Genomic DNA, 19,173 nt, shown 5'->3' with positions numbered 1-19,173 from the left:
AAAGAACGATAAGTCTTAGAGGCGAAGTTTCCGGTGCGACTTCCCACTCAGGAATAGCGGACACCGGCGCGCGCGAGCTGCCGCCAGAAGCCCGGGAAGCTCTTCTCCACGCACTCCGGCCCCGTCAGATCCAGAGACACCCCGGACAGCACACACAGGGTTGCCGCTGACATCGCCAGGCGGTGGTCACCCCGGCTGTCCATGGCGAAGCGCGAGGGCTTCACCTTCGGCGGGAAGATGCGCAGCGTCTCACTGTCGGCTCCGGCCGACAGTTCCGTGGTGCCACCGTAGGCAGTGACCAACGTTCGGATTCCCTCCAGCCGGTCGCTCTCCTTGACCCGCAGGATGCCCACGTCGGTGAGCGTGGTGGGCCGGGGCAGCACGCACGCGAGCGCCGCCAGCGTGGGCAGCAGGTCCGGGCACTCCTTGCCCGAGGCCTTGAGCTCGCCGGTGGGCTCGCCCTGGAAACGCCACGTGTTGGGCGCGCCCGCCGGGATCATCTTCAAGCCGACATCAGCGACCAGCCGGAGGATCGCCTGGTCCGGGTGCGCGCTCTCGGGCTCCGCGCGCTCCACCGTGCCGCCCGTGCGCCAGGCGATGAGCACCAGGTAGCCCAGCGACGACCAGTCGCCCGGCAGTGATGGCACGGATTCGGGCGCCTGATACTGCGTGACGGAGTAGTGACCTTCGGACTGTTCCACGGTGAAGCCGAAGCGGCGCAGCCACGCCACCGTGAGGTCCATGTAGCCGGCGCTGGTGAGCGTGCCTTCGATCTCCACGCTCCACGCGCGCTTCTCCCGGAGGAAGCGCTCGGCGCAGCCCAGGAGCAGGCTGGAGGCGTACTGGCTGCTCTGCGCGCCCGGCACGCGGAACACCGGCGCGGCCTTCGTGGTGTCCTGGGGCGCGTGCAGCTCCACCGGCCACGGCGAGCCTTCGGTGAGCGTCAGGCCGGAGGCGCCCAGCGCCTGCTTCAGCGACGTGAAGAGCGGGCCGTGCGGGCGCTCGCCCAGGCGGGGCGTACCGGTGAAGCGCACGCGCGCGCCGGGCGTCACCGCGGCCTGCGTGACGAGGATGCGAAAGGGGGCGCCGCCGTCCGCGCAGTCCACGTCGCGCACGGGACCGGGGGGAAGGCGCAGGGCCTCCACGCCCCGGCGCAGCACGCGCACGTCGGCGGGGAGGTCCTCGTCCGATTCCGCCTGCACCGACGGCAGCGGCCAGGCGCCCGTGAGGTGTCCCAACACCAGGGCTCGCTGGGCGTCCGACTTCGACACGGGCGGGGTGAGCGGTGAGGCGCTCAAGGCGCTCGGGTCGACGGTGAGGCGGCTCGGCGAGGCGTGGCTCAAGGGCGGGCTCCACGGGTCCAGGCGGGCCACAGGGCCCGCCACGTCTTCGGCATCACATCCACGACCTCGGCGGTGCCCACCGCGGTGAGCAGCACCATGCGCAGCTCGCCGTTGGCGCCGGCCTTCTTGTCGGCGTCCAGCAGCGCGACCACGTCCTTCAACGGCGCGCGCTGGGCGATCTCCGCGGCGCGGTCACGACCGAGCACGCCCGGGCCTCGAGCCAGCGCGCGCTCCACGTCGTGCGCCACGGACTCCGGCGTCACGCCCAGGTGCCGGCCCACGTCCAGCGCCCAGAGGATGCCCAGGCCCACCGCGTCGCCGTGCGACAGCTTGAAGCGCGACAGGCTCTCCAGCACGTGGCCGAAGGTGTGGCCGAAGTTGAGCACGCGGCGCAGGCCCTGGTGCTCGTAGGGGTCCTTCGAGCAGACGTCCTCCTTCAGCCCGCGCGCGTCCTTCACCAGCTTCTCCAGCGCCGGCGGCGTGCGCACGTACTTCTTGAAGAGGGGCGCATCCAGCGACGCGACCATCTTCCACGCCTCGATGGAGCCCTCGCGCACCTGCGCGTCGGACAGCGTGGCGTACAGCTCCGGGCACAGCCACGTCTCATCCGCGTAGTGGAAGACGCCCGCGGGGTTCTTCACCACGCGGCCGCGCACGACGAGGTCCACCGCGCCCTTGCCGCCCAGGCTGCTGTCCACCGCCGCGAGCAGCGTGGTTGGCACCTGCAACAGCCGCACGCCACGCTTGAGCAGGTGCGCGGCCACGGTGGCCACGTCGCCCACGGTGCCACCGCCCACGGCGACGAGCGTGCCGGAGCGCGGCAGGTTGATGCCACCCGCGAGCACCTTCTGCAGCGACGCGAGGCTCTTGGCGCGCTCACCGCCCACCAGCTGGATGATGGCGCGGGGCTTGCGGGCCTCCAGCGTGGGGATGAGCGTGGGGTGGAAGCGCGCGACGGTGCGGTCCACCACGGCGACGCTGCCCTCGGGCAGCTTCGCGGCGAGCTTCGTGAAGGAACCCCAGCGGTCGTTGGGGGGGCGGTAGGAACCGGGAGGAAGCGGGCTCATGCGGAGTGGGGGCGGGCGTTGAGTTGCTGGACGAGGTCGGCGATGACGAGCGACACCATGGCCTCCAGCACCGGGACGGCGCGGGGCATGATGCACGGGTCGTGACGGCCGCCCTTGGCGTGATCCGCGAGCGTCGCGGGGGGCTTGAAGTAGGCGCGCACCTGCATGGGCTCACCGTTGGCGAGGCCACCCTGGATGCCGCCGTACGCGTCCTTCACGGAATGGAACTTCGTGCCGGGCTGGCCAATGCGCTGGAGCAGATCCGGCGGACCCCACATGACGCCGGTGACGGCGCCAATGCTGCCCAGCGCCTGCGCGATGAGCGCCTTCAGCTTGCCGAAGATGGGCTCGCCCAGGCCCACGGGCAGGCCCTCCACGCGCACGTCGATGGAGCCGCCCAGGCTGTCCCCGGCCTCCTTCGCGGCGAGGATTTGCCGGGCCATCTCTTCACGGACGGCTTCATCCGGGCAGCGGGTGGGGTGCGCGTCCACCATGGCGCGGGTGAGGCCCGGCGCCGGAACGGGAGCGACCAACTCACCCACCTGGGACACGTAGGCGACGGTGCTGATGGAGGGCAGGTCGCGCGCGAGGTACGCCTCCGCGATGGCGCCGCCGATGACGCGGCAGAGCGTCTCACGTCCGCTGGTGCGGCCGCCGCCCCGGTGGTCGCGGTGCTTGTAACGCTCGCGCCACACCGCGTCCGCGTGGCCCGGCCGGTCCACGCTGGCCAACTGGTTGTAGTCCTGCGAGCGCTGGTTCGCGTTGCGCACGATGGCCGCGATGGGCGTGCCCAGCGTCTTGTCCTGGAAGACGCCGGACAGGATTTCAACGGTGTCGGGCTCGTTGCGCGGGGTCACCAGGGCGGACTGCCCGGGACGCCGGCGATCCAGCGCTGCCTGGATCATCTCGCGCGTGAGCGGAACACCCGCGGGGCAGCCATCGATGACGGAGCCCAGCGCGGGACCGTGGCTTTCGCCGAAGGTCGTCAACCGGAAGAGGGTGCCGAAGGTATTCATGTCGCCGTTTCCCAGAGTTGTCGCTGCCGCCGGGCCTGGGCGACGAACCACGCCGCACCTAGCAGGAGAGGGGTGCCCCCGCGGCGAAAGATCTCCGCGGCGACGCGCCGGCCGGGCGCACCGTATGCGATCACCGCCACGCGTGCCCCCTGGAATCGCAGGTTTTCGGGGGGAGCCACGCGGTCCGGCCACGTCCAGACCCAATCCCCGGACAGCGGTGCGTGAATCTCCGCGCGCTTGACGACCCGCAGGGCGAATCGCTGTTCAGCGGCCACCAACCGCAGCGCCTGCGTGGAGCCGCCGTCGCCCAGCACCGCGACGTCCTTCGAGCCCAGCCGCTCCAGCACCGCGCGGGCCCCTTCCGTGTCGGTGTTGAACGACTCCCACCGCGAGCCCCGGCGCACCAGCGTGTTGATGGCGTCCAGCTGAGAGCCCGTGTGCTTCGCGAGCCGCATCTTGAACGGGCTCGTCACCGCGAAGCCCGCGTAGTGCGGCAGCAGCGCGTCCACCACCGCCTCCACCGGCGCGTCCTCCGCCAGGTCGATGCGATCGAACGGCTGACGGTGGATGCGCGGCGAGCGCGAGTGCGGGATCGCCGTGCCCAGGATGCCCAGGCGCAGGGCGTGCGGATCCTTCGCCTTGCGGTGCTCGCGCACCACGTCGTCCAGCAGGCGCTGTCCCGGAGCCGCCGTCCACGGGCCGCCCATGGCCACGTACTCCAGGCCGTTCCTGCGTGAGAGCACCGCGCGCGCCGGGATGGCGACAGGGCCCATGCCCAGCACGGTGACGCGCTCGGCGCCGAAGCGCTGGGACAACGCGGCCTGCGTCTGAAGCAGCACGTCCAGATGCGCGGGCCCGTCCATGGGCTCCACGTGCTTCACCAGCGCATCCGGCGGAATGGGCCGGGACCAGCGCCGCAAGGCCTCCGCCGTCGTGAGCGGACCTTCCGCGTGGTGCGACGCGAGCAGCTTCCCCGGCGGCGCGTCCATGTCCTGCGCGCGCTCCACGTCTCGGTCCACGCGCCACGCGGCCTGGACCCACGGCGCGGGCAGCGGCTTGCCTCGCTCGGAGACGAGCAGTGGCATCACGCGCGCGAGCGCATCGGGATCGACGTCTCCGGGTGCGTGCAGATCGGTCCGCACCTCGATGACGTCCGCGCCCCGCTTGAGTCCGTCACGCGCGAAGGCGATGGCGTCCGCGCCGGTGAGGGTGGGGGGCAGGGTGATGATGCGCCGGGTGGCCATCAGGCGGGCTCCTGGGCAAGACAGCCCCGGAGGAAGTCCGCCAGGGAAATGGTGGGGACGCGGGCGTGCAGCGCCTCGCGTTCATGGAACAGCGAGTGGAGCTCCTCCTCCAGCGACACGTCCGCGCGCAGCCGTGGGCGAGTGGTGTCCGCCATCAGCCGCTCGCGATACGTGTCGAACGTGACGGGGACGACGAGCGTGAAGTGCCCCGCGAGCGCGTCCGGATGGTGCGACAGGAAGCCGCCACCCACCGCCACCACGCTGCCTTGGGGCAGCAGGCCCAGCGTCTCGCGCTCGGCGGCGCGGAAGGTGGTGGGGGACTCCGCGACCCATGAGCGGAGCGGGCGCCCGTGCCGGCGCTCCAGCTCCGCGTCCAGATCCAACCCGGTCCGGCCGAGCAGTTGTGAAACGAGCGGCAGCAGGCGCGTCTTGCCGGCCGCGCGGTGCCCCGCGATGACGACGGTCTGCGCGTCCGCCGGGCGGGGGCAGGGCCCCGGGGACGAGAGTGTCCCCTGGAGCGCCTGCTGGAGTCTGGGGTCTACCGACGCGACGACTTGCGAAACAAGGAGGCGCCGGGCCTCAACGGACGGTTCCGACATAGACGTAGGCGGTTCCAAACAGCAGGGGGTGGGCGGCGCGCTCACTGTAGGCGCCGGCCTGGTCCATCAGGGAGAGGAAGCGGTCACCGGCGGGGAAGGCCGCGGCGGTGCGGGGCAGGTACTGGTACGCCGCCTTGTTGCCCGTGAGCAGGCCGCCAATCGCCGGCATCACCGTCTTGCTGTAGAAGCGGAACAGCGCGCCGTACGGGCCCGTGGGCTGGCCGAACTCCAGCACCACCACGCGGCCTCCGGGGCGCACCACGCGCGCCATCTCCTGGAGGCACTTCACCGGATCATCCACGTTGCGGATGCCGAAGGAGATGGACGCCACGTCGAAGCTGTTGTCCGGCAGGGTGAGCGCCATGGCGTCCTGCACCTGGAACTCCACCTCCAGCCCCGCCTTGGCCGCCTTGGCCGGGGCGCTCTCCAGCATCTCCGGGCAGAAGTCCGTGCCCACCACGCGGCCCGTGGAGCCCACCTTGCGCTTGAACGCCAGCGCCAGGTCGCCCGTGCCGGTGGCGCAGTCCAGGACGTGGCTGCCTTCCTTCGCACCGCTGAGCTTCACCGCCGAGCGCCGCCACAGCCGGTGGATGCCCAGCGAGAGGACTTCGTTCGTCACGTCGTAGCGCGTGGCGATGGAAGAGAACATCTGACGGACTTCGGTGCTCATCGCGCCCCCGCGATCTGTGCCGGCTCCGCCGGCGTCCAAAGGTGACGGTCCACCGCGGCGAGCACGCCCGGCAGCCGATTCATCAACGTAGCGAAATCCCCGGGCGTCATCGCCTGCTGCCCGTCGCACAACGCCTGCTCCGGCCGGGGGTGGACTTCAATCAACAATCCATCCGCCCCGCAGGCCGCCGCCGCCAGTGACATGGGTGTGATGAGCGACGGGATGCCCGTGGCGTGGGACGGATCCACGATGACCGGCAGGTGCGTGCGCTCCTTCGCCCACGCCACCGCGGCCAGGTCCAGCGTGTTGCGCATCGCGGTCTCGAAGGTGCGGATGCCGCGCTCGCAGAGCATCACCTGCTCGTTGCCGCCCGCCAGGATGTACTCGGCGGCGTTGAGCCACTCCTGCACCGTGGCGGACAGCCCGCGCTTGAGCAGCACCGGCTTGCGCACCTTCCCCAGCGCGCGCAGCAGCCCGAAGTTCTGCATGTTCCGCGCGCCCACCTGGAGCACGTCCGCGTGCTCCGCCATCAGGGGCAGTTGCTCCGTCTCCATCACCTCACTGATGATGGGCAGCCCGTGACGCCGGCCCGCGTCCACCAACAGTTTCAGCCCCGGCTCTCCCATGCCCTGGAATGCGTACGGACTGGTGCGCGGCTTGAACACGCCGCCGCGCAACAGGTGCGCGCCCGCCTGCGCCACCGCGCGAGCCGCGAGCTCCAACGGCTCCGCGCCCTCCACCGCGCACGGCCCCGCCATCACCACGAAGCCGGGCCCGCCCACCTCCACGCCGCCCACCTGCACGCGCGTGCCCGCTGGACGCGACGCGCGCAGGACGCGGTGTGCGCCCGGGTCACGCCGCGCGGCTGGGTCGTCTGGTTGCTGGCCTCCCACGGCGGCTCCCTCTTCGCTGGAGTTACTGGAATTCGGGTTCCATCGAGTTCAAGCGGTTTTGAACTCCATGGTGCATGTATAGCCGAGATCGCTTAGAAGACAATCGAAGGTGATGTCACTCGCCTCCCCCGAGGTGCAGGAGAATGGCTGATGACGCCGCTCAGTCCCGCTGAGGATCCGCGATGGGTCGCCGGGATGATGCCGCTGCCCGGAGTGGATCCCCTGGCCGGCGTGGACGGACTCGGCGTTCCCTCCGTGTATTGGGAGCGGCCGGTGGCGCGCGAGGCGGTGGCGGGGTGGGGCGAGGCGGGCGTGCTCGAGGCGCAGTCGCCGGGCGAGCTGCCGGCGGTGCTGGGCGCGCTGGGGCACGACAGCGTGCGGTGGCTGGATGCCGCATCACCCACGATGCCGGGCCCGTGGTTTGGCGGCATGCGCTTCAGTCCCACGGCGCCGGTGGATGGTGCGTGGCGCTCGCACGGGCTGGCGCGCTGGACGCTGCCGGAGGTGCTGGTGTGGCGCGAGGGCAGCGCGCTGGCGGTGGCGGTCTTCGCGCCGGAGGGGCCGGGGGCGGAGGACGTGGTGCGCTCGCGGCTGGAGCGCATGCGGGCGTCCTTCCCCCAGTCCTATCGCCATCCGGTGGGCGCGCCCGTCGCGCTGCGCACGGCTTCGTCGCGGCGGGACTTCGAGGCCCTGGTGGACCGCGCGGTGGAGGCGATTGGCGCGGGCCAGCTGAACAAGGTGGTGCTGGCGCGGGCGCTGGAGGCGGAGGGACCGGAGCCCTTCGACGTGGTGGACGTGCTGGCGCGTCTGCGTGAGCAGAACCCGCGCTGCGCCACGTTCCTCTTCCGCGCGCCGGACGGCACGGGCTTTTTGGGCGCGACGCCGGAGACGCTGTGCCGGGTGGACGGGCGCCGGCTGGAGACGGAGGCGCTGGCGGGGTCCGCGGCGCCGGGCGGCGCGGAGGCGCTGGATGCCAGCGACAAGGATCGGCGCGAGCATGAGGCGGTGGTGCGCTACATCCTCCAGGCGCTGACGCCGGTGGCGGCGAGCGTGTCCGCGGACGCGCAGCCGTCGGTGCTGGCGCTGAAGAACGTGGTGCACCTGCGCACGGGCATCCGCGCTGAGCTGGCGGAGGGCGTGGACACCGCGCACGTCGTCACCGCGCTGCATCCCACGCCGGCGGTGGGCGGCACGCCGCGCGAGCGCGCGCTGTCGTTCCTGGTGGAGCACGAGGCCCTGGATCGGGGCTGGTACGCGGGGCCGGTGGGCTGGGTGGGCCCCGGGCGCGCGCACCTGGTGGTGGCGTTGCGCTCGGCGCTGGTGCGCGGGGCGAAGGCCCGGCTCTTCGTGGGCGCGGGCATCGTCGCGGGTTCCAGCGCGGAGTCCGAGTGGCGGGAGACGGAGATGAAGAGTCTGGCCATGCTGCGTGCGCTGGGGGGCCGGTGATGCCCCAGGACGCCAACCTCAACGTGCTGTGGTCGCGAGCGCTGCTGGAGGAGCTGGTGCGGGGCGGCGTGCGGCACGCGGTGGTGTGTCCGGGCTCGCGCTCGTCGGCACTGGCGCTCGCGTGCGCACACACGCCGGGCCTGCGCGTCTGGTCCGTCATCGACGAGCGCAGCGCCGGCTTCTTCGCGCTGGGCATGGCGAAGCAGTCGCGCCAGCCGGTGGTGCTGGTGGCGACGAGCGGTTCCGCGGGCGCGCACTTCTTCCCGGCCGTCATCGAGGCGGCCATGGCCCAGGTGCCGCTGATCATCCTCACCGCGGACCGGCCGCTGGAGCTGCAGGGCTGGGGCGCGCCGCAGACGGTGCCGCAGGCGCGCTTCTACGGTGACTTCGCGCGGATGTTCGCGGACGTGGGCCTGCCGGAGGCGAACAGCGCCTCCATCGCGCACCTTCGCGCCACGGCCGCCCGCGCGGTGAGCACCGCGTGCCGCGCGCCCCGGGGCGCCGTGCAGCTCAACGTGCCCTTCCGCGAACCGCTGGCGCCCATCGCGCAGGACTTCGGCGCGGAGAAGCTGACGGCGCTCGCGCGGGAAGGGCGGACGGACGCGCCCGTTACCCGCATCGCGCAGGCGTCGCGAGCCCCGGACCCGATGGCGCTGGCGGAGGTGACGGCGCGAATCGCCGCCAACGAGCACGGCGTCATCGTGTGCGGCCCCCGTGACGAGGACGACGGCTTCGCGGAGGCCATCGCCGCGCTGAGCCTGGCGACGGGCTACCCGGTGCTCGCGGAGGCGACGTCGCAGGCGCGCTATGGCGGCGGCCCGCTGACGGTGTCGCTCTACGACGCGCTCCTGCGCCATGAGCCGTTCACGCGGAGCCACGTGCCGCAGGTGGTGCTGCGCTTCGGCGGAGGCCTGACGCCCAAGTCGCCGCAGCAGTGGCTGGACGCTTCCGGCGCGGACATCACCGTCTTCAGCGACGAGGGCGCGCTCTACGACCCGGCGCACCAGGCCACGCGCGTGGTGGAGGGCAACGCGGTGCTCGCGTGCCGGACGCTGACGGAGGGGCTGTCGCGAGGCCCTGGCCGCTGGGCGCAGGACTTCATGAACGCGGAGCGCGTGGCGCGCAATGCATTGGAGAAGGCGCTCGGCGAACAGAAGGACGCGCTGACCGAGCCCCGCGTGGCGCGCGAGGTGGTGGCGGCGCTGCCGGAGAACGCGCTCTTCTTTGTATCCAGCAGCATGCCCATCCGCGCGGTGGACGCGTTCGCGCACGGCGGTGGCGTGCCGATGCGGGTGCTGGCGAACCGGGGCGCCAACGGCATCGACGGCATCGTGTCCAGCGCGGCGGGCATGGCCGCGGCGGCGGGACGGCCCGCGGTGCTCCTGTCCGGCGACCTGGCGCTGCTGCACGACGTGGGCGGGCTGCTGACGGCCGCGCGTGCGCGCGTGCCCCTGACGGTCGTGGTGGTGAACAACGACGGTGGCGGCATCTTCTCGTTCCTGCCGCTGGCGCAGGTGGCGAAGCAGGACGAGTTCGAAGCCCTCTTCGGCACACCTCACGGCGTGGACCTGTCGCACGCGGCGGCGCTCGCGGGTGCGCGCTTCGAGCGCCCCACGACGCCCGCGGCCCTGCGTGCGGCGGTGCGCACCGGGCTGGAGGGCGGCCTCCACCTGGTGGAGGTCCAGGTGGAGCGGGCCACCAACGTGGATGCGCACCGGCACCTCTTCGCGCGGATGGCCGCCGCACTGGGAGAAGGATCATGGGCGTGACGCTCGCTTACGACACCTGGGGCGAAGGCCCCCATACGCTCCTGGCGCTGCACGGCTTCACCGGCAGCGGCGCCTCGTTCGCGCACCTGCGTGCGTTGCTCGGCCGCTCCGTGCGCTTCGTCGCGGTGGATCTGCCTGGCCACGGCCGCACGCCGCTGCCGGAGAAGCTCGGGCGCGACGGCTTCCTGGAGACCGTGGACGCGGTGGTCCGCCTGGCCCGGGAGCTGGGCGGCCACGTGGATCTGCTCGGCTACTCGCAGGGCGCGCGGATCGCGCTGGGCGCCGCGGTGCGCGCGCCGGAGTGCTTCGGCCGGCTGATCATGGAGAGCGGATCCCCCGGACTGCACCGCCGCCAGGAGCGCTCCGAGCGCCGCGAGGCCGACGCGAAGCTCGTGGAGTTCATCCGCGCCAGGGGAGTGGACGCGTTCGTGGACCGGTGGGAGGCGCTGCCCCTGTTCGACGGGCTGCGCCGCCTGCCGGAGGCGGAGCAGGCCGCGCTTCGCGAGCGCCGCAAGGCCTGCACGGTGGAGGGGCTCTCCGGGGCGTTGGAGACCCTGGGCCTGGGCGTGCAGCCGGACTACTGGCCGGAGCTGCACCGCCAGCGGCTGCCCACGCTGCTGCTCACCGGCGCCGAGGACGTGAAGTTCACGGGCCTGGCGCGGCGCATGGCGGCGGAGCTGCCGGTGGTGTGGCGGCACGCATTCGCCGGGGTCTCCCATGCTCCGCACCTGGAGGCGCCGGAGGAGTACGTGCGCGAAGTGCTCTCGTTCCTCCAGACGCCCTGGTACGAAGCGCCGCAGTTCGAACACGCCATCCTGGCGCGAGAGGCGACCCACTCGTGACGACCCTGGTGACCACTCCTCCCGGTGCGGCTCCTCCGCGTCCCTCGCTGAAGACGTGGCTGATGGCCGTGCGTCCGAAGACGCTGACGGCGGGCGCGGTGCCGGTGCTGGTGGCCACGGCGCTCGCGTTTGGTGACGGCGTGGGGCGCCTGTTGCCCGCGGTCGCGGCGCTCGTGGGCGCGGTGCTGATCCAGATCGGCACCAACTTCATCAATGACTACTACGACTTCAAGAAGGGCGCGGACACCGAGGAGCGCCTGGGGCCCAAGCGCGTGACGCAGAGCGGGCTCATCGCGCCGGCGACGGTGCTGATGGGCGGCCTTGCGTGCTTCGCGCTGGCGACGCTGGTGGGCGTGTACCTGGTGGCGGTGGGCGGTCTGCCCATCGTGTTCATCGGCGTGGCGTCACTGCTCTGCGGCTACGCGTACACGGGCGGCCCGTTTCCGCTGGCCTACCGCGGCCTGGGCGACCTCTTCGTGCTCATCTTCTTCGGCATCGTCGCGGTGACGGGCGCGTACTACGTGCAGGCCGGCTTCGTGTCGCCCGCGGCCTGGTGGGCGTCGGTGCCGGTGGGCGCCATCGGCACGTGCCTCATCGTGGTGAACAACCAGCGCGACGCGAGCACGGACGTGAAGGCCGGCAAGCGCACGATGGTGGTGCGCTTCGGCACGGGCTTTGGCCGCGCGGAGTACGTGGTGTTGCTGATCGCCTCCTACGCCACGCCGTTCCTGCTGTTCGCCAGGGGCTACGCGAGCGCCTGGGTCTTCCTGCCGCTCTTGAGCCTGCCGCTGGTGGTGCCGCCGCTGAAGCTGATGCTCAAGGCCCAGGGTGCGGCGCTCAACCCCGCGCTGGGCGGGACGGCGAAGCTCCAGATGGTCTTCGGGCTGCTGTTCGCGGTGGGCCTGTACCTGCGCTGACGAAGGAGCGGCATGCGCATCACCGAAGCGACGCTCACCCCGCTGTATCTCACGCTGACCCATCCCCTGAAGACGGCGCGAGGCTCCTACGCCACGCGCGACGGGTTCCTCGTGCGGCTGCGCGACGAGGAGGGGCACGTGGGGCAGGGCGAGGCGATGCCGCTGCCCGAGTTCGGCACGGAGTCCCTGGCCACCACGCACACGGTGCTGCGCGGGTGGCTGAGCGCCCTCAAGGGTCAGACGCTGGAGGACAGCATCGAGGGCATCGAAGCCACGCTCGTGCCGTCCGCCAGTGAGGAGATGCGCCAGCGCGGTGCGCGGATCCGGGGCATCGACTCCGAGCAGCGGGTCCCCGCAGCACAGCACGGCCTGGAGCTGGCGCTGCTGGACCTGGTGGCCCAGCGCAAGGGCGTGCCCCTGTGCTGGTTGCTGGCGGAGGAGGCGCGGCAGGAGGTCCTGGTGAACGCGCTCTTGAGCGCGGAGGAGCCGGAGGACCTGGCCCGCGAAGCACAAGCAGCGGTGGCCGAGGGCTACCAGACGCTGAAGCTGAAGGTCGCGGGCCGCTCGCTGGACATGGACGAGGCCCGGGTCCGCGCCGTGCGCGAAGCGGCGGGGCCGCGCGTGCGCCTCCGCCTGGACGCGAACGGAGGCTGGACGGAACCCGAGGCCAACCGCGCCCTGGATCGGTTGGGCTGGTACGACCTGGAGCTCGTGGAGCAGCCCACGCCGCCGGAGGACCTCCAGGCCCTGTGGCGCGTGCAGCGCCGCGCTCCTTGCATCATCGCGGCGGACGAAACGCTCGCCACGCCGGCCGCGGTGCGCACGCTGCTCACCATGGACCTGGGCGGTGGCCCGGCGGTGGGCGCGGTGGTGATCAAGCCGATGGTGCTCGGGGGGCTGCTGCCCTCCATGGTGGTGGCGCTGCGAGCGGCCCACCTGGGCATGCACGCGTTCGTCACCAGCTCCATCGACGGCGTGGTGGCCCGGGCGGGCGCCGCGCACCTGGCCTCCGCGCTGCCCTCGGGAGACCTGGCCTCCGGCCTCGCCGTGGGGCGGCTCTTCGCGGACGAGCCGAGAGATCATCCGTATCAACCGCATCAGGGGCTGGTGCGGCTGCGAGACATGCCCGGGTTGGGACTGAACCCGGATCTCATCTGGGACCGCTGATCCATGAGCCTCGGCGATCCTTCCTCAGGGAGCTGCCTGGCCATGATCTACGACTGCCCCATCCGCGAAGGCGCGCGCGTGCACCCCGACGCCGAAGCGCTGCGCTTCGCGGGACTGCGCTGGACCTTCCGCGAACTGGATGGAGAGGTGACGCGCTGGACCGAAGCGCTGGCCGCGCGCGGAATAGGGCAGGGCGAGCGCGTGGCGCTGCTGTCCACGAGCCACCCGGCGGTGACCTTCCTCTTCTGGGCCCTCGGCCGCCTGGGCGCGATCTTCGCGCCGCTCAATGCCCGGCTCACCCCGGCGGAGCTGGGGCCCCTGCTGGACGAGGTCGAGCCCCGGCTCACGCTCGCGCTCGAGTCCCTGCGAGCCCGGATCCCGGAAGCGGAGTCGCTGGAGTCCTTCCCCGGCAGCGTGTCGGCGCGCGAGCCCGTGCCTGCCCGGAGCTGGGACGCGGACACGGCGCGGGTCATCCTGTTCACCAGCGGGACGACGGGGCGGCCCAAGGGCGCGGTGCTCTCGGAAGGTGCCTTCCGCGCCTCCAGCCGGGCGTCCGCCGCGAACCTGGGAGCACATCCCGCGCCGCGCTGGCTGGGCACGCTGCCCCTGTTCCACGTCGGCGGCCTGGCCATGCTCACGCGCACCGCGTACGAGGGCGGCTGCCTCTTGTTGCACGAGCGCTTCGACGCGGACGCGGTCAACCGCGCCATCGACTCGGAGGGCGCCTCCCACGCCAGCTTCGTCGCCACCACGCTGGAGCGGGTGCTGGACGCAAGGCAGGACCGCAAGCTCCCCGACACCTTCCGGTGCGCGCTCATCGGCGGCGGTCCCGTCCCCACCGCGCTGCTCACGCGCGCCCGCGCCGCGGGACTCCTGGCCGTCCAGACCTACGGCCTCACCGAGGCCTGCTCCCAGGTCACCACCGAGCGCCCCGGCGAAGCGGATGGCCGCACCGCCGGGCCGCCGCTGCCGGGCCTGGAGGTCCGCATCGTCGGGACGGACGGCGCGACGCTCGGTGAAGGACAGGAGGGGGACGTGGAGGTCCGCGGCCCCACGCTCATGGCCCGCTACTGGCGCCAGCGCGAGGCCACGCGCGAGGCCTTCCACGACGGCTGGCTGCGCACCCGCGACGTGGGCGTGCTGGACGCGAAGGGTCGCCTCACCCTGCTGTCACGCCGCACGGACCTCATCGTGAGGGGAGGGGAGAACATCTACCCGGCCGAAATCGAGGCCGTCCTCGCCAACCACCCGGCCATCCTGGAGTCCGCCGTCGTCGGCGTGCCGGACCCGCACTGGGGCGAGGTGCCCGTGGCCTTCGTCGTCCTGCGCCCCGGCCACGCCCTGCCCGACAACCTGGACGCGTGGTGCCGCCAGTCGCTCGCGCGGTTCAAGGTGCCCACTCGCTTTGTCGCAATTGAAACACTTCCTCGAAACGCGATGAGCAAGGTGGAGCGCCCCGTCCTCCGCAAATACGCTCAGCCTCATCCCCCGTATCAGTCAGGGTCGTGAGCACCCTGATTTCTTGATGGGTGGGGCTGGCAGGACTCGCTGAGAAGACCTGTCAGGTTGGGTTATAATATTCCGTTGTGGGGGGATCCTGAGAGGAAGCTCACGGTGAGTACCGCAGTGGAAGCAGTGAAGGTGGAAGGGCAGTCCGAAGCGATCCACGTCGAGGCGAACGCCAGCAAGGCCGCTGGCGCCATGAAGTGCCCCCATCTTGGCGCGCAGTACAACCCGTTCGCGGGACCGCACGTCGAGGACCCGCATCCGTTCTACGCGCAGCTGAGGCGGGACGCGCCCGTCAGCTACAACCCCATGCTGGGCATGTGGCTGGTGAGCCGTTACGAGGACATCTGCCACGTGCTGAAGGACCCGGCGCGCTACTCGTCGGCGGACCTGGGCAACATGGGCTCGGTGCTGTCCCCCCAGACGCTGGCGGTGCTCGCCGAGGGCTATCCCCTGGCGGACAGCCTGATCAACTCGGATCCGCCCGCGCACACCCGGCTGCGCAAGCTGCTGGGCCGGGGCTTCTCCGCCCAGCGCATCACCGCGCAGGAGGCGCCCATCCGCGCCGTCTCCGAGGAGCTCATCCAGGCCTTCGCCCGCAGGGGCCACGCGGACCTGGTGACGGAGTTCGCGTACCCGCTGCCCGTGCGGGTCATCCTGGGCATGGCGGGCGTCCCCCAGGAGGACATGGCGGACATCAAGCGCTGGTGCGACGACTTCTTCCGGATGATCTTCACCCGCGTCCCCGCGGAGGAGCAGCCGCCGCTCGCGCGCAGCTGGGTCACCTTCCAGCACTACGTCGCCCGCCTCATCCGCGCCCGCGAGGACGAGCCCCGCGACGACCTGATCAGCTACCTGGTCACCACCGACGCGGACGGAGAGGCGCTCACGCTGCCGGAGCTGATCATCGCCATCGCCGGCAGCATGCTGGCCGCCGGCCATGAGACGACCACGGCGCTGCTCGCCCAGTGCTGGAAGCAGGCCCTGATCCAGCCCGGCCTCTGGCAGAAGCTGCGCGAGGACCGCTCGCTGGTGCCGCACCTCATCGAGGAGACGCTGCGCTTCGACTCCGTGGCGCACGGGATGATCCGCACCACGACGGAGGACGTGGAACTGGCGGGCGTCGCGCTGCCCAGGGGCTCGCGGCTGCTCCTGCTCTACGCGTCCGGCAGCCGTGACGCCACGCTGCTCCCGGATGGCGACCACTTCGACATCTCCCGGCACCACCCCACGCACCTGGGCTTTGGCCGGGGCATCCACTTCTGCATCGGGGCTCCGCTCGCGCGGCTGGAGGCGCTCATCGCCACCAACCTGCTGCTGGATCAGCTCCCGGACCTGAAGCTGGAGGAGAACCCGGACTTCGGCCACACGCAGTCGCTGACCATCCGCGCCATCCAGCACCTGCGGGTGAGCTGGACCCCCAGCGGGGCCTGAGGCCCACCACCAGGGACCCGCCCCGCCCGTGGCGCCCCCACGGACGGGCCGGGTGTTTCACCCGCGTCTCAGCACTCGGACGCGGGGTGTCCCCAGGGGTTGGTGCGCGGATACTGGCGCAGCAGCGTGCACAGGCGGTGCGCGGCGACCATCGTCGCGGACGGCCGCGGCGGCTCGGCGTGCATCGCTGTCTGGCCCAACCGGGCCGCCTGCAGTGCCAGCGCATGCTGGACTTCGGGAGACCAGCGCTTGAATTCGAGCCATTCCATGGGCCTGCTCCTCGTTGAAGGAGCGGCCATTGAACCCACTTCAAACCCGGAAATCACGACGCCCCGCGTCGGCCGGGGGCGTCACTGACCTCCTGCTGACAGGCCACTCAGGCCTTCGAGGGGGTGGCGGGTCGGCCAATGAGCATCATCAGGCCGAAGGGGTTCCCCGGGTTGGTGAGCCGGTCGATTTCCCAGATGTAGTCGTCGCTCAGACCGTGGGTGAGCTCGCGCATCTCCTCCACGGAGTACGTGCGCAGACAGGACACCACGCCGTCGAACGCCGCCGCGATGGGGATGAGCGGCATGAGGTAGGTGAGGGCGAGCCGGTCCACGCGCACCGGGCGGATGAACGGCGTCGTCAGCGGCACGTTGATCAGCGCCGCCGCCGTCATCGCGATGGCCGGCCCGCGCCGCTCCACCAGCTCCATGATGGCGATGCCCCGCCGCTGGGCCACGGCGTCCGCCAGCACCTTGCGCGCCATCTCCGGCGGCAGGTGGTGGAACGAATTGCACATGATCCGGAAGCCCTTGTACGTGGCCGGCACCGCGGTCGCGTCCACCGGCGTCGTCACGTAGTCGATGCGGCCCGGGTTCGCCGCCTTGGCCTTCTCGAACGCGGAGATCTCCGGGTACAGGTCCGTCAAGAGCGCCGTGGCCTGGTAGCCCTCCTGCGACTCCAGCATCTCCAGCAGCTTCGGCACCGGCCCCGCGCTGCCCGACGCCATGTCCAACAGCTGCGTCTCGCCCATGGCCGCCATCGCGCCCTTGAGCCGCTTCACGAACTCCGAATAGCGCTCGTCCGACAGGCTCCACACGTACGCCAGGAAGTCCGTCACCCCGCGACGCAACACCTTCGGGAACCAGGGCTGATCCTCCAATTCAAAAAGTTGCAGTCTGGGCATAATCGCTGGGCGCTCCAAGGGGCTCAGGGGGGAGACAACGCCCGCACTGTCCCGCAGTCCCGAGCGACGTACAAGGGGCGCCTTCCAGGGGCATCCGCACACATTCGCAGTCCAGAGAATCCAAATAAACCCTGTATTCCTGCCGCCGCCGCAAAAACTTTAAAGCCTTGCAGGAAATCACGGCGCGAAAGGCAGACAGCGGACCGAGGGGACTGCTCAGCACTGCAAGGTTTCTGGAGGGGTGCGTTTGATTATCAGGCAGTCGGAAGCGCGCGGACCGGGTGTTTCTGACTCAGGGGGCGGGCAACCAGGATCGCCTTGAAACAGCGTATCCAGGGTGGGGTTGCTGAAGTTTATAGGTATTATTACTTACGACCGAGGGGGGCTTCGGTCGTCTGGTCGCTCGGTTCAAACGGTTCAGCTGGCACACAACGGGAGGGAGTAATGGCTCCGGAATCTGTTGATGTGATCGTTGTCGGAAGCGGCCCGGTGGGTGCCATGGCAGCCAACCTGCTTGGCCAGTACGGCCTGCGCACCGTGGTCATCGAGAAGGAGACCACCCCCCATACCCAGTCCCGCGCCATCAACGCGGATGACGAAGCGCAGCGCATCTTCCAGGCCGCGGGCCTGACGGGTGAGCTGGGGCCGGGCTTCCACCCGTGCCTGAAGATGACCTACGTGGATGACGAGATGCGGATGCTCGCCGAGGTGGACTTCACCAAGGTGGAGCGCCCCAACGGCCACCCCATCGGCTCGCTCTTCAACCAGCCGCGCCTGGAGGCGTCGCTGCACCGCGGCCTGGAGCGCTTCGCGCACGTCAGCATGTGGCGCGGCCACGAAGTCGAATCCTTCATGCAGGACGACGAAGGCGTGTCCGTGCGCGTGAAGGACAACGTCAATGGCCGCACCTTGACGGTGCGCGCGCGCTACCTGCTCGCGTGCGACGGCGCCAAGAGCGGCATCCGCCGCCGGCTGGGCCTGAAGCTGGAGGGCACCACGGCGCTGGAGCACGCGCTGGCCGTCTCCGTGGAGACGCAGTCGTCCGCGCCGGACTTCACCTACTACCCCTGCGGCCCGGAGCGCGTGGGCATCGTGACGCGCACCGCGCACGACGAGATCCGCTTCGACACGCTGGTGAAGCCGGGGCAGGACCTGGAGTACGTGAAGACGCCCGAGTACGTGCGCAGCATCATCGCGCCCTTCATCGACCCGGACACCGTGAAGGTGAAGAGCGTCAACCTCTACGCGTACCACAGCCGCATGGCGGAGAAGTGGCGCGTGGGCCGCGTGTTCCTGCTCGGCGACGCGGCGCACCTGATGCCGCCGTTCCTGGGGCAGGGCCTGTGCTCCGGCCTGCGCGACGCGGCGAACCTCACCTGGAAGCTGGCGCACGTGCTGGGCGGCGCCGCGGACGCGTCGCTCCTGGACACCTACGAGGTGGAGCGCCGGCCGCACGCCGCGGAGATGATGCGCCTGTCGGACTCGCTGGGCTCGATGCTGGCGTCGGGCGGCCCGTTCATGGCCCGCGCGCGCAACGCCTTCATCAAGCTGCTGTACTACATGCCCGTCACCGGCCCCTTCATCCGCGAGTACAAGATGAAGCCGAGCCTCTTCCACGCGGAAGGGTTCCTCTTCGGCGGCAAGCGCGGCAAGTCCAAGCAGGCGGCGGAAGGCGCCTACTTCCCGCAGCCGCGCGTGGAGCACGGCGAGGAAGGGGAGCGCCCGCTGGATGACGTCATCGGCCACCGCTTCGCGGTGCTCACGCGGCCGGGTGCGCCCGCGGACGTCCAGCAGGCCGCCAAGGCGCTGGCGGAGGACGTCGGCGGCGTGTGGCTGTCCGTGGCGCCGGCGGCGCGCTCGGGCGCGGGCCGCTCCGGCGAGGTGGTGGATCTGGAAGGCAAGCTGGGCGAGTGGTTCGCCCAGCACGGCTCGGACCTGGTCGTCCTGCGCCCGGACCGCTACGTCTACGCGGCCACGAACCGCGCGGGCGTCGCGCAGGTCCATGCGTCGCTGAAGCAGTCCATCCGGCCGCTCACCCGCTGGGGCAACCGCAACTCCCGGCGGGCGGCGCAGCTGGGGGCGTGAGGCG

17 protein-coding genes are annotated in these 19,173 nt (G+C 71.4%); 8 read left to right on the top strand and 9 right to left on the bottom strand.

Annotation, left to right across the window (positions count from 1 at the left end; genetic code table 11):
* Positions 1–47 precede the first annotated feature (47 nt).
* The 7 genes from D7X96_RS09055 to aroF are packed head-to-tail and all read right to left on the bottom strand — an operon-like array spanning position 48 to position 6,832.
* On the bottom strand, positions 48–1,343 hold the full coding sequence (locus D7X96_RS09055) for a 3-phosphoshikimate 1-carboxyvinyltransferase (protein WP_121725132.1): 1,296 nt from the start codon (positions 1,341–1,343) through the stop codon (positions 48–50).
* Positions 1,340–2,410 (bottom strand): 3-dehydroquinate synthase, encoded by a 1,071-nt coding sequence (locus D7X96_RS09050; protein ID WP_121769492.1) that lies wholly within the window; start codon positions 2,408–2,410, stop codon positions 1,340–1,342. Before D7X96_RS09050 ends, D7X96_RS09055 begins: the two co-directional genes overlap by 4 nt.
* Positions 2,407–3,426: a chorismate synthase gene (gene aroC / locus D7X96_RS09045; RefSeq protein WP_121725384.1), complete on the bottom strand. Its 1,020-nt coding sequence runs from the start codon at positions 3,424–3,426 to the stop codon at positions 2,407–2,409. Before aroC ends, D7X96_RS09050 begins: the two co-directional genes overlap by 4 nt.
* Entirely contained in the window at positions 3,423–4,670 is a 1,248-nt protein-coding gene (locus tag D7X96_RS09040; protein WP_370450101.1) for a shikimate dehydrogenase, read from the bottom strand. Before D7X96_RS09040 ends, aroC begins: the two co-directional genes overlap by 4 nt.
* Complete coding sequence (locus D7X96_RS09035) at positions 4,670–5,269, bottom strand: shikimate kinase (protein ID WP_120546405.1); 600 nt, start codon at positions 5,267–5,269, stop codon at positions 4,670–4,672. Before D7X96_RS09035 ends, D7X96_RS09040 begins: the two co-directional genes overlap by 1 nt.
* On the bottom strand, positions 5,250–5,939 hold the full coding sequence (gene ubiE / locus D7X96_RS09030) for a bifunctional demethylmenaquinone methyltransferase/2-methoxy-6-polyprenyl-1,4-benzoquinol methylase UbiE (protein WP_120546404.1): 690 nt from the start codon (positions 5,937–5,939) through the stop codon (positions 5,250–5,252). Before ubiE ends, D7X96_RS09035 begins: the two co-directional genes overlap by 20 nt.
* Positions 5,936–6,832 (bottom strand): 3-deoxy-7-phosphoheptulonate synthase, encoded by an 897-nt coding sequence (aroF, locus tag D7X96_RS09025; protein WP_279637362.1) that lies wholly within the window; start codon positions 6,830–6,832, stop codon positions 5,936–5,938. The genes ubiE and aroF overlap by 4 nt, the downstream gene beginning before the upstream one ends.
* A gap of 150 nt (positions 6,833–6,982) precedes the next feature.
* Here aroF and D7X96_RS09020 point away from each other — a divergent pair, with 150 nt between their 5' ends.
* The 7 genes from D7X96_RS09020 (at position 6,983) to D7X96_RS08990 (ending at position 15,913) form a co-directional block, all read left to right on the top strand.
* Positions 6,983–8,278: an isochorismate synthase gene (locus D7X96_RS09020; RefSeq protein WP_120546403.1), complete on the top strand. Its 1,296-nt coding sequence runs from the start codon at positions 6,983–6,985 to the stop codon at positions 8,276–8,278.
* Complete coding sequence (gene menD, locus D7X96_RS09015) at positions 8,278–10,047, top strand: 2-succinyl-5-enolpyruvyl-6-hydroxy-3-cyclohexene-1-carboxylic-acid synthase (protein ID WP_121769518.1); 1,770 nt, start codon at positions 8,278–8,280, stop codon at positions 10,045–10,047. The genes D7X96_RS09020 and menD overlap by 1 nt, the downstream gene beginning before the upstream one ends.
* Positions 10,038–10,889 (top strand): 2-succinyl-6-hydroxy-2,4-cyclohexadiene-1-carboxylate synthase, encoded by an 852-nt coding sequence (menH, locus tag D7X96_RS09010; RefSeq protein WP_121769490.1) that lies wholly within the window; start codon positions 10,038–10,040, stop codon positions 10,887–10,889. The genes menD and menH overlap by 10 nt, the downstream gene beginning before the upstream one ends.
* A complete protein-coding gene (locus tag D7X96_RS09005) occupies positions 10,886–11,806 on the top strand; it encodes a 1,4-dihydroxy-2-naphthoate polyprenyltransferase (RefSeq protein WP_120546401.1) in 921 nt (306 codons plus the stop codon). The genes menH and D7X96_RS09005 overlap by 4 nt, the downstream gene beginning before the upstream one ends.
* Positions 11,807–11,818: 12 nt before the next feature.
* On the top strand, positions 11,819–12,973 hold the full coding sequence (gene menC, locus D7X96_RS09000; protein WP_120546400.1) for an o-succinylbenzoate synthase: 1,155 nt from the start codon (positions 11,819–11,821) through the stop codon (positions 12,971–12,973).
* A gap of 42 nt (positions 12,974–13,015) precedes the next feature.
* The gene (gene menE, locus D7X96_RS08995) at positions 13,016–14,482 is read left to right on the top strand and encodes an o-succinylbenzoate--CoA ligase (protein WP_121769489.1); all 1,467 of its coding nucleotides are present in this window, start codon (positions 13,016–13,018) and stop codon (positions 14,480–14,482) included.
* 105 nt (positions 14,483–14,587) lie between these two features.
* Entirely contained in the window at positions 14,588–15,913 is a 1,326-nt protein-coding gene (locus D7X96_RS08990) for a cytochrome P450 (RefSeq protein WP_120546398.1), read from the top strand.
* Positions 15,914–15,981: 68 nt separating this feature from the next.
* Here D7X96_RS08990 and D7X96_RS08985 read toward each other — a convergent pair whose 3' ends face one another.
* Both D7X96_RS08985 and D7X96_RS08980 read right to left on the bottom strand, forming a co-directional pair.
* The gene (locus tag D7X96_RS08985) at positions 15,982–16,182 is read right to left on the bottom strand and encodes a hypothetical protein (protein WP_120525317.1); all 201 of its coding nucleotides are present in this window, start codon (positions 16,180–16,182) and stop codon (positions 15,982–15,984) included.
* A gap of 107 nt (positions 16,183–16,289) precedes the next feature.
* Positions 16,290–17,084: a class I SAM-dependent methyltransferase gene (locus tag D7X96_RS08980; RefSeq protein ID WP_147468264.1), complete on the bottom strand. Its 795-nt coding sequence runs from the start codon at positions 17,082–17,084 to the stop codon at positions 16,290–16,292.
* Positions 17,085–17,528: 444 nt separating this feature from the next.
* On the opposite strand from D7X96_RS08980, the gene mhpA reads away from it, so the two are divergent.
* Complete coding sequence (mhpA, locus tag D7X96_RS08975) at positions 17,529–19,169, top strand: bifunctional 3-(3-hydroxy-phenyl)propionate/3-hydroxycinnamic acid hydroxylase MhpA (RefSeq protein ID WP_121723342.1); 1,641 nt, start codon at positions 17,529–17,531, stop codon at positions 19,167–19,169.
* Positions 19,170–19,173: the final 4 nt, after the last annotated feature.

The organism is Corallococcus interemptor (genome assembly GCF_003668875.1).
Classification (GTDB): domain Bacteria; phylum Myxococcota; class Myxococcia; order Myxococcales; family Myxococcaceae; genus Corallococcus; species Corallococcus interemptor.
This window is presented reverse-complemented; position numbering and strand designations above follow the sequence as displayed.

Excerpts from the sequence above, each read along its gene's own strand:
- menD (WP_121769518.1), top strand. The coding sequence starts at position 8,278 with ATGCCCCAGGACGCCAACCTCAACGTGCTGTGGTCGCGAGCGCTGCTG.
- menH (WP_121769490.1), top strand. The coding sequence starts at position 10,038 with ATGGGCGTGACGCTCGCTTACGACACCTGGGGCGAAGGCCCCCATACG.
- D7X96_RS09040 (WP_370450101.1), bottom strand. The coding sequence starts at position 4,670 with ATGGCCACCCGGCGCATCATCACCCTGCCCCCCACCCTCACCGGCGCG.
- D7X96_RS09035 (WP_120546405.1), bottom strand. The coding sequence starts at position 5,269 with ATGTCGGAACCGTCCGTTGAGGCCCGGCGCCTCCTTGTTTCGCAAGTC.
- D7X96_RS08980 (WP_147468264.1), bottom strand. The coding sequence starts at position 17,084 with ATGCCCAGACTGCAACTTTTTGAATTGGAGGATCAGCCCTGGTTCCCG.
- menC (WP_120546400.1), top strand. The coding sequence starts at position 11,819 with ATGCGCATCACCGAAGCGACGCTCACCCCGCTGTATCTCACGCTGACC.
- menE (WP_121769489.1), top strand. The coding sequence starts at position 13,016 with ATGATCTACGACTGCCCCATCCGCGAAGGCGCGCGCGTGCACCCCGAC.
- aroC (WP_121725384.1), bottom strand. The coding sequence starts at position 3,426 with ATGAATACCTTCGGCACCCTCTTCCGGTTGACGACCTTCGGCGAAAGC.
- mhpA (WP_121723342.1), top strand. The coding sequence starts at position 17,529 with ATGGCTCCGGAATCTGTTGATGTGATCGTTGTCGGAAGCGGCCCGGTG.
- D7X96_RS09050 (WP_121769492.1), bottom strand. The coding sequence starts at position 2,410 with ATGAGCCCGCTTCCTCCCGGTTCCTACCGCCCCCCCAACGACCGCTGG.
- D7X96_RS08985 (WP_120525317.1), bottom strand. The coding sequence starts at position 16,182 with ATGGAATGGCTCGAATTCAAGCGCTGGTCTCCCGAAGTCCAGCATGCG.
- ubiE (WP_120546404.1), bottom strand. The coding sequence starts at position 5,939 with ATGAGCACCGAAGTCCGTCAGATGTTCTCTTCCATCGCCACGCGCTAC.
- D7X96_RS09020 (WP_120546403.1), top strand. The coding sequence starts at position 6,983 with ATGACGCCGCTCAGTCCCGCTGAGGATCCGCGATGGGTCGCCGGGATG.